This is a genomic window from Burkholderia sp. Se-20373 (genome assembly GCF_017104705.1).
Lineage (GTDB): Bacteria > Pseudomonadota > Gammaproteobacteria > Burkholderiales > Burkholderiaceae > Burkholderia.
Genome location: NZ_JAAGPH010000182.1, coordinates 1 through 12760 on the forward strand (window position 1 = coordinate 1; position 12760 = coordinate 12760).

The window sequence follows — 12760 nt, forward strand, 5'->3', positions numbered from 1 at the left end:
CGCCGGCTTCGGCCGCGCGACGGCGTCCGCGCAGAACAGCCGGTCGCCGAAGAAGCGCGCGAGGCCCGTGCGCGCCAGCGCCGCCTCGACGTACGCGCGGTAGCTGTTGCTCGCGCAGGCCGTCGTCAGTTCAATCGCGGCCAGCGCCGTATCGATGCCGTCGACCATCGGCGCCTTGACGGCCGCCGCCTCGACCGCGGCGCGGATCTCGACGACGTCGTCGTTCGACAGCGTGCGGCCGAGCGCGTCGCTCGCGCCGGCCAGCACGCGCTCGATGCGCAGCCCGAGCAGCGGCATCACGGCCGGCCGCGCATCCGCGCCCGGCCAGCGGGCATCGAGTTCGCGCACGAGCACGTCGGCCGCCACCGCCTCGCTGTCGATCAGCACGCCGTCGCAATCGCAGATCAGGACGTTCGTCGCGGTCATTTGACGGCTCCGAACGTGAGCCCGCGCACGAGCTGCTTCTGCGACAGCCAGCCGACGATCAGGATCGGCGCGACCGCGAGCAGCGACGCCGCGGACAGCTTCGCCCAGAACAGCCCCTCGGGGCTCGAGTACGACGCGATGAACACGGTCAGCGGCGCCGCGTTCGAGCTCGACAGGTTGATGCTCCAGAACGCCTCGTTCCACGACAGGATCACGAGCAGCAGCGCGGTGGACGCGAGCCCCGGCAGCGCCATCGGCATCAGCAGGTAGACGATCTCCTGCCACGTCGACGCGCCGTCGATGCGCCCGGCCTCGAGGATGTCCTTCGGGATCTCGTTGAAGTACGTGAAGGTCATCCACACCGCGATCGGCAGGTTGATCAGCGTGTAGACGATCACGAGGCCAGATACGGTATCGAGCAGCCCCGCGTTCTTCCACAGCAGGTAGATCGGCACGAGCACGCCGACCGACGGCATCATCTTGGTCGACAGCATCCACAGCAGCACCTTCTGCGTGCGATGGTTCGGGAAGAACGCCATCGCGTACGCGGCCGGCACCGCGAACAGCAGCGAGATCACCGTGACGCCCGCCGAGATCAGCACCGAGTTCCACGCGAACGCGAAGTAGTTGCTGCGCGCGAACACCTCGCGGAAGCTGTCGAGCGTCGGGATGAAGAACAGCGACGACGCATACGCCTGCTGCTCGGTCTTGAACGCGGTGATCGCCATCCAGAAGATCGGGAAGAACAGCAGCAGCGCGATCAGCCACGCGAGGGTGCCGGGCAGCGCGCGCCGCACGAGGTCGAACACGGCCGGCACGCGCCGGCCCTCGAAGGTCAGGTCGCTCATTTCTCGTACTCTCCCTTCAGGTTGCGCGCGAGCATCCGCACGAGGAAGAACGACACGACGTTCGCAACCACGACGGCAATGATCCCGCCCGCGGACGCGAGGCCGACGTCGAACTGCTGCAGGCCGAGCGCGTAGATCAGGTAGGACAGGTTGGTCGTCGCATTGCCGGGGCCGCCGCCGGTCGTCGTGTAGATCTCCGCGAAGATCGACAGCAGGAAGATCGTCTCCATCATCACGACCACGGCGATCGCCCGCTTCAGGTGCGGCAGCGTGATGTAGAAGAACATCGCGATCGGGCCCGCGCCGTCGATGCGCGCCGCTTCCTTCTGCTCCTGGTCGAGCGACTGGATCGCGGTGAACAGGATCAGGAACGCGAACGGCAGCCACTGCCACGCGACGATGATGATCACGGCGGTGAGCGGGTAGTCGGCGAACCAGTCGATCGGCGTCATCCCGAGCGCGCGCATCGCGTTCGCGACGAGCCCGTACACCGGGTGCAGGATCATGTTCTTCCAGATCAGCGCGGACACCGTCGGCATCACGAAGAACGGCGCGATCGCGAGCAGGCGTGCGACGCCCTGCCCGTAGAACTTGCGGTCGAACAGCACCGACATCAGCACGCCGCCGATCACCGTGATCGCGAGCACCGCGCCGATCAGCACGAGCGTGTGCCAGATCGCGGGCAGGAACGACGGATCGGTCGCGAGGAAGCGGTAGTTGTCGAGCCCGGCGAAGCCCTTCACGTCCGGGTTCAGCAGGTTGTAGCGCGAGAACGAATACCAGATCGTCATCGCGAGCGGAATCGACATCCACAGCAGCAGCACCGCGACGGACGGCGAGACGAGCCAGCTCGCGCCGCCGCGCGCGCGGCGCGGCGCGCCGGGCGGCGACGACGCGTCGCCGACCGACGGCGCGTGAGCGTGGCTCAGGGGAAGACGCAGGTGACGCATGATCGGAGTCCCTCCGGTTGATGCGCGGGCGCGAAGGCCTGCCCGCCTGTCAGCTTCGACGACGCGCACCGTGCGCCACCGCGCACGGTGCGGGCCGCGTTACTTCTTGTAGCCGGCCTGCCGCACCGCGCGGTCGGCGGCGGCCTGCCCGGCGGCAAGCGCCTGGTCGACCGTCATCTGGCCGGCCACCGCACCGGCGATCGACTGGCCGACCACCGTGCCGAACGACTGGAATTCAGGAATCCCGACGTACTGCACGCCCGTGTACGGCACCTTCTTCAGCGACGGATCGTTCGGGTCGGCCGTCTCGATCGCCTTCAGCACGAAGTCCGAGAACGGCGCGGCAGCCTTGTACTCGGGGCGCTGATAGGTCGAGGTGCGCGTGCCCGGCGGCACCGACGCCCAGCCTTCGTCCTTGCCGACCATCTCGATGTACTGCTTCGACGTCGCCCACGCGATGAACTTGCGCGCGGCGTCCTGCTGCTTCGACGTCTTCGGCACGGCCAGCGCCCACGCCCACAGCCAGTGCGAACCCTTCGGCGTCGTGGCGACCGGCGCAGCCGCGAAGCCGATCTTGTCGGCCACCTGCGACTGCTGTTTGTTATAGAGCATCCCGGCCGCGACCGTCGCATCGATCCACATCGCGCACTTGCCCGATGCGGTGAGGGTCAGGTTCTCGTTGAAGCCGTTCGAGCTCGCTCCCGGCGGGCCGTCCTTCTTCAGCAGGTTCACGTAGAACGTGATCGCCTTCTTCCACTCGGGCGACGTCAACTGCGCATTCCAGTTCTCGTCGAACCAGCGCCCGCCGAACGTGTTCACGACCGTCGACACGTACGCCATGTTCTCGCCCCACCCGGCCTTGCCGCGCAGGCAGATCCCGTAGGTGCCCTTCGCCTTGTCGGTGAGCTTGTCCGCGAATTCGGCGATCTGGTCGTAGGTCGGCTGGTCGGGCATCTTCAGCCCCTTCGCCGCGAACAGGTCCTTGCGGTAGAACGTCATCGAGCTCTCGACGTAGAACGGCAGCGCGTACAGCTGGCCGTTGTACGACAGGCTGTCGCGCGCGGTCTTCACGATGTCGTTCAGGTCGTAGTCGGCGGGCAGGCCCGTCATCGGCGCGAGCCAGCCGCGCTTGCCCCACTGCGGCGCCTCGTAGGTGCCGATCGCCATCACGTCGAACTGGCCGCTGCCGGTCGTGATGTCGGTCGTCGCGCGCTGGCGCAGCACGTTCTCCTCGAGGATCACCCAGTTCAGCTTGATGTCCGGGTTCGCCTTCTCGAACGCCGGCGACAGCTTCTTCAACTCGATCATGTCCGGGTTGTTCAGCGTCGCGATCGTCACCGTGCCGGCGGACGCGGCGCAGGCCGCCGTCGCGAGCGCGGCTCCGGCGAAGCAGCGTGCGGCGGCGTCGAGCATCTTTCGTTGCATGGCATGTCTCCTGTGTTTGTTCGAAGTGTCGTCGGTACTGCGTTTCCTTCGCGGCCCGTCACGCCGGCCGCTGCATTCCGCACGCGCGCGCATAGTGCGCGATCACGTCGCGTATCCGGTGGCGCACCCACGCGCGCGGCGCTTTCGCGAGGCCGCCCGCGCGGCAGGCCGCGTACACGTCCGGCAACCACTGCGCGACGAGCGTTTCCGGCACCGGCTGCCGCGCGAGGTTGTCGAACAGTTGCTCGACCGCGGCCGCGACGGCCGGCTGCAGCCAGTAGTAGCGGATCCGGTCGCTATAGCTGAACTGGCGCGCGAGCCGCTGCTCGGTCTCGTCGCCGCGGTAGTACGGCGCCCAGTGCTCGGGCTGCGCGCGCATCGCGGCGTCGACGACGTCGCGCAACCGCGAGCGCTGCGCGACGTCGTCGATCAGCGCGTCCTCGATGAAGGTCAGCGCGAACAGCGCCTCGCGCAGCGCGAACGTCAGCGCAGGGCCGACCTTCAGCACCGCGAAGTGGTCGCGCACGAGCGCGGCGAGCGCGCCCTCGGTCTGGTAGTCGGTCGAATGCGCCTCGAACACGAGGCCCGGTGTCTGCAGGATACTCGCGCCGAGCGACGCCGCCTTGGCGCTGTCGTAATCAAGCACGTGGCGATCGTCGAAGTCGACGCCCGGCTGCGCGACGATCGCGACGACGCGCGTCCACGCGTCGTCGAGCCCGGCCGCCGCGAACGCGTGGCGGTGCGCGTCGAGCGTCGCCGCGATGCTGTCGCTGCGCGTGACCGCGATCTGCGCGATCGCGGCGTCGCCATCGTCGCCGCTGCCGCTGACTTCGCCGCCCGGTGTCGGCACCTCGGTGCCGATCACGTAGACGGGCGCGAAACCGGCGCGCGCCGCCGCGTCTTCCGCCGCGCGGCACAGCTCGGCCGCACGCGCGGCGATCGTGCGATCGTCGAGCCGCGCCGGATCGTCCGCGCACGCCATGCTCGCATCGAGGTGGATCTTTTCGAAGCCGGCTTCGACGTACGCGGCGACCATCGCCCTCGCTTCGCGCATCGCATCTGCCGCGCGACGATGCCGCCACGGGTTCGGGCCGAGATGGTCGCCGCCGAGCACCAGCGCCGACGGCGGCAGCCCGCAACGCTGCGCGATCGCGTCGACGTCGCGGCGGAAATCGGCGGGCGTCATGCCCGTATAGCCGCCCAGATGGTTCACCTGGTTGCAGGTCGCCTCGATCAGCAGCGGCGAGCCGTCCGCGCGCGCCGCTTCGCACGCGGCCTCCAGCACGAGCCGGTGCGCGCTGCAGACCGCATAGATGCCGCGCTGCGCGTCCGCGCGGTTCGCGTCGAAGATCATCCGCAGCACGGCGTCCGCGTGCGCGGGGCGCGAACGTTCGGCGAAGGTCGTCAGGCCGGACATGCGATACCTCGTTCGGTCAGGAAACGGTCGATATCGGCCGCGCTGGTGTTGCCCTCCATCGGGCCGCGCCGCGTGACCGCGATCGCCCCGGCCGCGTTCGCGCGGCGCAGCGCAACCTCGATCGGCACGCCGGCGACGAGGCTCGCGACCAGCGTGCCGCCGAAGCAGTCGCCTGCGCCGGTCGGATCGACTTCGTCGACCTGGAACGCCGGCGCTTGCGCACGGTGCGCGCGATCGAACGCGACGCTGCCTTGCGCGCCGCGTTTCAGCACGACCCGCTCGAGCAGCGGATGTGTCGCGAGCAGGCCCGCGATCGCGCGCTCGGCCGGCTGCGGCCCGCAGAAGAACGGCAGGTCGGCTTCGCTCGGCAGGAACAGATGGCACGCGGCGAGCATCGCGTCGAGTGCCGCGCGCATCGGGCGAAAGCTCAGCATTTCGGGCCGCACGTTCGGATCGAACGACACCTTCGCGCCGGCGCGCGCGGCCTCGATCACGCCGCGCTGCACGGCCGCGATCGCCGACTCGCTCGTCAGCGACGAGCCCATCACGTGGAAATAGCGGCAACCGTCGAACATCGCGGCATCGACATCAGACGCATCGACACACGCGGCCGCGCGGGTCGACAACGTGTACACGAAACTGCGCGAACCGTCGTCGCGATACGCGACGAACGCGGTGCCGGTCGGGCGCGCGACGCGGCGGATGCGCGCGACGTCGACACCGTCGCGTTCGAGCCGCGCGACGATCGCGTCGCCGAATGCATCGCGACCGACGCAGCCCGCATACGCGACGCTCGCGCCGAGCCGCGCGGCCTGGTCGGCGAAGATCGCCGGCGCACCGCTCGGGAACGGCCCCTCGAACAGGCCCGGCGCATCGAAACCCTGGCCGCGCTCGGCGGCGACGAATTCGGCGAGCAGTTCGCCGGCCACGACGATCTCGGCCATCAGGCGAGCCCTCCTCGTTCGACGGCGGCCGCGATGCACAGCGACGCTGCTGCATCGCTGGCCGGCCGGTGGGTGGCGCGTGCGAGCGGCGCCATCAGCTCATCCAGTTGCCGCCGTCGACGTTCAGCGTCTGGGCGGTGATGTAGTCGGCATCGGACGACGCGAGGAACAGCGCGGCCCCCGTCAGGTCGCCGGGCACGCCCATGCGGCCGAGCGGCACGGCTTCGCCGACGAGCCGCTTCTTTTCACCCAGCGGCCGGTTCTCGTAGCGCGCGAACAGTGCATCGACCTGCTCCCACATCGGCGTGTCGACGACGCCCGGCGCGATGCCGTTCACGTTGATCCGGTGCGGCGCGAGCGCGAGCGCGGCCGACTGCGTGTAGCTGATCACCGCGGCCTTGGTCGCGCAGTAGTGCGAAACGAGCGCCTCGCCACGACGCCCGGCCTGCGACGACATGTTGACGATCTTGCCGCCACGGCCCTGCTCGACCATCCGCTGCGCGACCGCCTGCATCAGGAAGAACAGCCCTTTCACGTTGACCGCGAACAGCCGGTCGAACACGTCCCACGATTCGTCGAGGATCGGCCGCATGTCGAACAGCGCCGCGTTGTTGAACAGGATGTCGACGCCGCCGAAGCGCTCGACCGCCGTGGCGACGATGCGCTCGATGTCGTCGCGGCGCGTGACGTCGGCGGTGACGGCCACCGCGCGGCCGGGGTTCGCCTCGATGAGCCGCGCGAGCGAGCCGCCTGCCGGCTTCAGGTCGACGAGCACGCAGCGCGCGCCCTCGTCCAGATAGCGTTGCGCGACCGCCTCGCCGATGCCGCTTGCGGCGCCCGTCAGGATCGCGACCTTGTCTTCCAGTCTCACTGGCTGTCTCCGGTTCGTTCTGCTTGTCGACGGCCGCGAGGTGAGCGAACGCTCGCCAACCGATCAATTGCTCTGTTAGTGATCGAATGATCGGATACGCGATTCGCGCTGTCAAGGCGACGTGACGGCTTTCTATGACGCGCTGCGGCACAAGGGCGCACCGTGGCGACCCGCCGCGCACGCCCGGCAAGGCGCGGCGCGCACGGTGCGGCGCGGTCGGATCGGCGATGAAGGGGACGGAGCGAGGACGGAAATGGGAATTCGCGCTGCACGGCGCGGCGATACGTTATATCATCGCCATACTTTGTTTCACGCCCTGCTTCATGCCATGGCTACCTCATCGTCCATTGACGCCCGGCTGTCCCGGGCCGACGCATTCGCCGCCGAGCACGGGCTCGCGTGGACACCGCTGCGCCGCCAGGTCTACGAACGCGTGCTGGCCGCGCAGCGCCCGATCGGCGCGTACGACCTGCTCGCCGAACTCGAGCCGCAGCGCGGCCGCGTGCCGCCCACGACCGTCTATCGCGCGCTGGATTTCCTCGTCGAGCACGGCTTCATCCACCGGATCGAATCGAAGAACGCGTTCTTCGCGTGCTGCGAAATCGGCGTGCCGCACGAAGGCCAGTTCCTGATCTGCGACTCGTGCGGCGACACCGTCGAGATTCCCGGCGGCGACCTCGCGAAGCAGTTGTCCGCGAGCGAGCCCGCACACGGGTTCGAAGTCCACCACCAGGTCGTCGAGCTGAGCGGCCTGTGCGGACACTGCAAGCACAAGCCCGTGCAACGCTGACGCATCTCGCGCGGCGCACGCGCCGCCCCTTCCAACGAGGAGTTCCATGTCCATTGCCCTGAAGCGCGCGCCGCGGCGTGCCCTGTCGCCTGTCCGCTGGCTCGCCGCCGCCGTCGCCGCGCTGTCGCTCGCGGCGCCCGCGTTCGCGCAGGCCGCGACCGTCAACATCGTGGCCGCCGAGAATTTCTACGGCGACGTCGCGTCGCAGATCGGCGGCAGCCACGTCGCGGTGACGAGCATCCTCAGCAATCCGGATCAGGATCCGCACCTGTTCGAAGCGAGCCCGAAGACCGCCCGCGCGCTCCAGCACGCGCAGGTCGTGATCTACAACGGCGCCAACTACGATCCGTGGATGAGCAAGCTGCTCGGCGCGTCGAAACAGGCGAAGCGCGCGACGATCGTCGTCGCCGATCTGGTCGGCAAGAAGGCCGGCGACAACCCGCACCTGTGGTACGACCCGGCGACGATGCCGGCCGCCGCGCGCGCGATCGCCGCCGAGCTCGGCCGCGCCGACCCGGCGAACAAGGCCGAATACGACGCGAACCTGCAGAAGTTCATCGCAACGCTGAAGCCCGTCGACGACAAGGTCGCCGCGCTGCGTACGCAGTACAAGGGCGCGCCGGTCACGGCCACCGAGCCCGTGTTCGGCTACATGTCCGACGCGATCGGCCTCGACATGCGCAACCAGCGCTTCCAGCTCGCGACGATGAACGACACCGAGGCGAGCGCACAGGACGTCGCCGCATTCGAGAACGACCTGCGCAAGAAGCAGGTGCGCGTGCTGATCTACAACAGCCAGGCTGAAGAACCGATGACCAAGCGCATGCTGAAGATCGCCCGCGACGGCGGCGTGCCGACCGTCAGCGTCACCGAGACGCAGCCGGCCGGCAAGACCTTCCAGCAATGGATGGCCGGCCAGCTCGACGCGCTCTCGGCCGCGCTGGCCGCCGGCAAGAAATAAACCCTCCGTCACGACATGACCGCCACTCCTCACGCACTCGCCGTCGATCGCGTCACGCTCGAACTGGGCGGACGCACGATCCTGCGCGACGTCAGCTTCTCGATCGAACCCGGCGAATTCGTCGGCGTGCTCGGGCCGAACGGTGCGGGCAAGACGACGCTGATGCGCGCGGTGCTCGGCCTCGTACCCGTGTCGGCCGGCACGCTGTCCGTCGGCGGCGTGCCGGTCGTGCGCGGCAACGCGTCGATCGGCTACATGCCGCAGATCCGCAGCGGCCTCGCGAACCGCCGGATGCGCGGCTACGACTTCGTCGCGATGGCCGCCGACGGCCACCGCTGGGGGCTGCCGCACACGAACGCGGCGACGCGCCGCGACGTCGACCGCGTGCTCGACCTCGTCGGCGGCCCGACGCTCGCGCGCCGGCCGCTGTCGGAACTGTCCGGCGGCGAGCGGCAGCGCCTGCTGCTCGCGCAATGCCTGCTCGGCAACCCGAAGCTGCTGCTGCTCGACGAGCCGCTGATCAGCCTCGACCCGAATCACCAGCGCGGCGTCGTCGAACTCGTGCGCAACGTGCAGCGCGAACTCGGCATCACCGTGCTGTTCTCCGCGCACGAACTGAATCCGCTGCTGAACGCACTCGACCGTGTGCTGTATCTCGGCAACGGCGTTGCCGCGCTCGGCACCGTCGACGAGGTGATCACGAAGCCGGTGCTGTCGCGGCTCTACGGTTCACCGATCGACGTGATGCGCGTGAACGGCAAGATCTTCGTGATGTCGGGCGACGTCGAGATCGAGAAGCACGATCACGAACACGAGGACGACGACGGTCATTCGCACGGCGGTGGCGGCGGCCACGGCCATCACCACCACGGACACGCTCATCCCGGGCATTCGCACGATGTTTGAATACGACTTCATGATCAACGCCTTCGCGGCGTCGGGGATCGTCGCGGTGCTCGCGGGCATCGTCGGCTACTTCCTGGTGCTGCGCGGGCAGACCTTCGCCGGCCATGCGCTGTCGCACGTCGGTTTCACCGGCGCGACGGGCGCGGTGCTGCTCGGCATCTCGCCGATCTGGGGGATGGTCGGCTTCACGCTCGCGGCCGGCATCGGGATGGGCGCGCTCGGCGAGAAGCTCGCCGATCGCGACGTCGCGATCGGCGTGATCCTGTCCGGTGCGCTCGGCTTCGGCCTGCTGTTCCTGCATTTCTATACGTCGTTCGCGACGCAGGTCACCGCACTGCTGTTCGGCAACGTGCTCGCGGTCAGCCACGACACGCTCGCGGTGCTCGCCGGCATCGGCGCGGTGAGCCTGCTCGCGCTCGCGCTGATCGCACGGCCGCTGCTGTTCGCGTCGTTGCAGCCCGAACTGGCCGAAGCCAAGGGCGTGTCGCTGCGCACGGTGTCGATGCTGTTCCTCGCGGTGTGCGCGCTCGCGGTGGCCGCGGCGACGCAGATCGTCGGCGTGCTGCTGGTATTCACGCTGCTGGTCGGGCCGGCCGCCGCCGCGCAGAACGTGACGACCCGGCTGTCGACCGGCGTGCTGCTCGCCGCGCTGTTCGCGTTGTTCGAAGCGTGGCTCGGCATCGTGCTCGCGTATCACACCGACTGGCCGACGAGCTTCTGGATCACCGCGCTGTCGGCGCTCGTGTACGGCGCGAGCCTGTTGCGGCGCCACTGAGCACCGCCAGGCGGATCGCCACCCGAAGGAAATAAAAAACGCCGGCGTGCCCGAGGGCAGCGCCGGCGTTTTTTTATGCGCCCGCGATCGCGACGCGCCGTATGCGTTACCTGCTTCCCTTCCCGCTCATTGTGCGAGCACGCGCGCGTGATGCGCAATGTGATCGGCGATGAACGTCGAGATGAAGTAGTAGCCGTGGTCGTAGCCCGGATGGCGGCGCAGCGTCAGCGGCTGGCCGGCCTTCGCGCACGCGGCTTCGAACACGTCGGGGTTCAGCTGGTTCGCGAGGAACTGGTCGGCGAGGCCCTGATCGACGAGGATGCCGTCCGCGAACTTCGGCGCATCGGCCCGCGCGACGAGTTCGCTCGCGTCGTGCGCCTTCCACGCTTCGCGATCGGCGCCCAGATAACCCGAGAACGCCTTCTCGCCCCACGGGCAGCGCGTCGGCGCGGCGATCGGCGCGAACGCCGACACCGACCGGTACAGGCCCGGATGGCGCAACGCGAGCGTCAGCGCACCATGCCCGCCCATCGAGTGGCCGAAGATCCCCAACCGCGCGCCGTCGATCGGCAGCTCGGCCGCGACGAGCGCGCGCAGCTCGCCCGTCACGTACGACTCCATCCGGTAATGCGCGGACCACGGCGCCTCGGTCGCATCGACGTAGAAGCCCGCGCCGACGCCGAAGTCCCATGCGTCGGTCTCGCCCGGCACACCCGCGCCGCGCGGGCTCGTGTCGGGCATCACGAGCGCGAGGCCGTGCTGCGCCGCGTATTGCTGCGCGCCGGCCTTGATCGCGAACGTCTCGTCGGTGCACGTGAGCCCCGCGAGATAGAACAGCGCCGGCACGCGGCCGTGCGCGGCCTGCGGCGGCAGGTACACCGAGAACTTCATCGGCAGGCCGATGGCCGACGAATCGTGACGGTAGAAACGCTGCTCGCCGCTGTGGCACGCATGCGAGGAAACGAGTTCGAGCATCGCGGTGCGCTCCCGGTCAGTACAGCACGACCGAGCGAATCGACTCGCCGGCCTTCATCAGGTCGAAGCCTTCGTTGATCCGCTCGAGCGGCAGCGTGTGGGTGATCAGGTCGTCGATGTTGATCTTGCCTTCCATGTACCAGTCGACGATCTTCGGCACGTCGGTGCGGCCGCGCGCGCCGCCGAACGCCGAACCCTTCCATTCGCGGCCCGTCACGAGCTGGAACGGACGCGTGCTGATTTCCTCGCCGGCTGCCGCCACGCCGATGATGAACGACTGGCCCCAGCCCTTGTGCGTGCACTCGAGCGCCTGGCGCATCAGCTTCACGTTGCCCACGCATTCGAACGAGTAGTCCGCGCCGCCGTCGGTGAGCTGCACGATGTGGTCGACCACGTTCTCGACTTCGTTCGGGTTGATGAAGTGCGTCATCCCGAACTTCTTCGCGAGCTCGACGCGCTTCGGGTTGATGTCGACGCCGATGATCTTGTCCGCGCCGACCATCTTCGCGCCCTGGATCACGTTCAGGCCGATGCCGCCGAGGCCGAACACGACGACGTTCGCGCCCGCCTCGACCTTCGCCGAGTACACGACCGCGCCGACGCCCGTCGTCACGCCGCAGCCGATGTAGCAGATCTTGTCGAACGGCGCGTCTTCACGCACCTTCGCGACCGCGATCTCCGGCACGACGATGTAGTTCGAGAACGTGGACGTGCCCATGTAGTGGAACAGCGGCTTGCCGTCGAGCGAGAAGCGCGACGTCGCGTCGGGCATCAGGCCCTTGCCCTGCGTCGCGCGGATCTTCTGGCACAGGTTGGTCTTGCGCGACAGGCAGAACTTGCACTCGCGGCATTCCGGCGTGTAGAGCGGAATCACGTGGTCGCCCTTGCGCAGGGTGCCGACGCCGGGGCCGACGTCGACCACGACGCCCGCGCCTTCATGGCCGAGGATCGCCGGGAAGATCCCTTCCGGATCGGCGCCCGACAGCGTGTAGTAGTCGGTGTGACAGATGCCCGTCGCCTTCACCTCGATCAGCACTTCGCCGGCGCGCGGCCCTTCCAGATCGACTTCCTCGATCGTCAGCGGCGCGCCCGCCTTCCATGCAATCGCTGCTTTCGTCTTCATCGTGTGACTCCTGTCTGTGTGTGAGGTCGGCCCGGTTCGGCGCGTCAGCGCTCATGTCGGCCGGCGCGGGTGCGCGAGCACCGATGCCGGTTCCATGCTTCGCACCGGGTTCCAGGCAAAGCGGTCGAAGCCGTGCCGCGCGGCATCGCGCACGGCGCGGCGAAAGAATCTCGTGCTCGCCATGATGGCCGGTCCGGCCGCGCATCGCGTGCGGGAAACGGTCGCCGGCTTGCCACGATGCGTCATCGCTGACGCAAAAGAACAAGTGTTCGAGTTTAAACGCCCGTCGTGAACCATGCATCCGTTCGCGCATACAGATCGATGAAGCGTGCGTGGCGCGCGGCCAGCG

14 protein-coding genes are annotated in these 12760 nt (G+C 68.7%); 4 read left to right on the forward strand and 10 right to left on the reverse strand.

What is annotated here, in order from left to right:
• From G3N96_RS34190 to G3N96_RS34220, 7 genes are all read right to left on the reverse strand, one after another.
• Positions 1–426, reverse strand: a 426-nt coding sequence (locus tag G3N96_RS34190; RefSeq protein ID WP_346778926.1) for an HAD family hydrolase, incomplete at its 3' end; no start/stop codon positions are given.
• Positions 423–1274 (reverse strand): carbohydrate ABC transporter permease, encoded by an 852-nt coding sequence (locus G3N96_RS34195; protein WP_089440899.1) that lies wholly within the window; start codon positions 1272–1274, stop codon positions 423–425. The genes G3N96_RS34190 and G3N96_RS34195, both read right to left, overlap by 4 nt.
• Positions 1271–2224 carry a sugar ABC transporter permease gene (locus tag G3N96_RS34200; protein WP_046544533.1) on the reverse strand — a complete coding sequence of 318 codons (954 nt, stop codon included), beginning with the start codon at positions 2222–2224 and terminating at the stop codon, positions 1271–1273. Before G3N96_RS34200 ends, G3N96_RS34195 begins: the two co-directional genes overlap by 4 nt.
• Before the next feature lie 99 nt (positions 2225–2323).
• On the reverse strand, positions 2324–3649 hold the full coding sequence (locus tag G3N96_RS34205) for a sugar ABC transporter substrate-binding protein (protein ID WP_124580905.1): 1326 nt from the start codon (positions 3647–3649) through the stop codon (positions 2324–2326).
• A 58-nt stretch (positions 3650–3707) separates the two neighbouring features.
• Positions 3708–5066, reverse strand: a complete 1359-nt coding sequence (locus G3N96_RS34210) for a D-tagatose-bisphosphate aldolase, class II, non-catalytic subunit (protein ID WP_206139940.1) — start codon at positions 5064–5066, stop codon at positions 3708–3710.
• Positions 5054–6010, reverse strand: a complete 957-nt coding sequence (locus tag G3N96_RS34215) for a sugar kinase (protein ID WP_206139941.1) — start codon at positions 6008–6010, stop codon at positions 5054–5056. The genes G3N96_RS34210 and G3N96_RS34215 overlap by 13 nt, the downstream gene beginning before the upstream one ends.
• A 94-nt stretch (positions 6011–6104) precedes the next feature.
• Positions 6105–6881, reverse strand: coding sequence for an L-iditol 2-dehydrogenase (locus tag G3N96_RS34220; RefSeq protein WP_059531491.1), 777 nt, complete (start codon positions 6879–6881; stop codon positions 6105–6107).
• Between the two features lie 328 nt (positions 6882–7209).
• On the opposite strand from G3N96_RS34220, the gene G3N96_RS34225 reads away from it, so the two are divergent.
• The 4 genes from G3N96_RS34225 to G3N96_RS34240 are packed head-to-tail and all read left to right on the forward strand — an operon-like array spanning position 7210 to position 10313.
• Positions 7210–7671 (forward strand): Fur family transcriptional regulator, encoded by a 462-nt coding sequence (locus tag G3N96_RS34225; RefSeq protein ID WP_011353040.1) that lies wholly within the window; start codon positions 7210–7212, stop codon positions 7669–7671.
• A 46-nt stretch (positions 7672–7717) separates the two neighbouring features.
• The gene (locus tag G3N96_RS34230) at positions 7718–8632 is read left to right on the forward strand and encodes a zinc ABC transporter substrate-binding protein (RefSeq protein ID WP_206139942.1); all 915 of its coding nucleotides are present in this window, start codon (positions 7718–7720) and stop codon (positions 8630–8632) included.
• Between the two features lie 15 nt (positions 8633–8647).
• On the forward strand, positions 8648–9538 hold the full coding sequence (locus G3N96_RS34235; RefSeq protein WP_089456836.1) for an ABC transporter ATP-binding protein: 891 nt from the start codon (positions 8648–8650) through the stop codon (positions 9536–9538).
• Entirely contained in the window at positions 9531–10313 is a 783-nt protein-coding gene (locus tag G3N96_RS34240) for a metal ABC transporter permease (protein WP_206139943.1), read from the forward strand. The genes G3N96_RS34235 and G3N96_RS34240 overlap by 8 nt, the downstream gene beginning before the upstream one ends.
• Positions 10314–10439: 126 nt before the next feature.
• Here the strand turns inward: G3N96_RS34240 and fghA are convergent, their stop codons facing one another.
• The 3 genes from fghA to G3N96_RS34255 form a co-directional block, all read right to left on the reverse strand.
• Complete coding sequence (gene fghA, locus G3N96_RS34245) at positions 10440–11288, reverse strand: S-formylglutathione hydrolase (RefSeq protein ID WP_206139944.1); 849 nt, start codon at positions 11286–11288, stop codon at positions 10440–10442.
• A 16-nt stretch (positions 11289–11304) separates the two neighbouring features.
• Complete coding sequence (locus G3N96_RS34250) at positions 11305–12411, reverse strand: S-(hydroxymethyl)glutathione dehydrogenase/class III alcohol dehydrogenase (protein ID WP_011353045.1); 1107 nt, start codon at positions 12409–12411, stop codon at positions 11305–11307.
• 51 nt (positions 12412–12462) lie between these two features.
• On the reverse strand, positions 12463–12760 hold a 298-nt coding region (locus tag G3N96_RS34255; RefSeq protein ID WP_206139945.1), incomplete at its 5' end, for a hypothetical protein.

Coding starts and splice junctions, on each gene's coding strand:
- G3N96_RS34210 (WP_206139940.1), bottom strand. CDS start 5,066: ATGTCCGGCCTGACGACCTTCGCCGAACGTTCGCGCCCCGCGCACGCG.
- G3N96_RS34200 (WP_046544533.1), bottom strand. CDS start 2,224: ATGCGTCACCTGCGTCTTCCCCTGAGCCACGCTCACGCGCCGTCGGTC.
- G3N96_RS34215 (WP_206139941.1), bottom strand. CDS start 6,010: ATGGCCGAGATCGTCGTGGCCGGCGAACTGCTCGCCGAATTCGTCGCC.
- fghA (WP_206139944.1), bottom strand. CDS start 11,288: ATGCTCGAACTCGTTTCCTCGCATGCGTGCCACAGCGGCGAGCAGCGT.
- G3N96_RS34225 (WP_011353040.1), top strand. CDS start 7,210: ATGGCTACCTCATCGTCCATTGACGCCCGGCTGTCCCGGGCCGACGCA.
- G3N96_RS34250 (WP_011353045.1), bottom strand. CDS start 12,411: ATGAAGACGAAAGCAGCGATTGCATGGAAGGCGGGCGCGCCGCTGACG.
- G3N96_RS34240 (WP_206139943.1), top strand. CDS start 9,531: ATGTTTGAATACGACTTCATGATCAACGCCTTCGCGGCGTCGGGGATC.
- G3N96_RS34205 (WP_124580905.1), bottom strand. CDS start 3,649: ATGCAACGAAAGATGCTCGACGCCGCCGCACGCTGCTTCGCCGGAGCC.
- G3N96_RS34230 (WP_206139942.1), top strand. CDS start 7,718: ATGTCCATTGCCCTGAAGCGCGCGCCGCGGCGTGCCCTGTCGCCTGTC.
- G3N96_RS34235 (WP_089456836.1), top strand. CDS start 8,648: ATGACCGCCACTCCTCACGCACTCGCCGTCGATCGCGTCACGCTCGAA.
- G3N96_RS34195 (WP_089440899.1), bottom strand. CDS start 1,274: ATGAGCGACCTGACCTTCGAGGGCCGGCGCGTGCCGGCCGTGTTCGAC.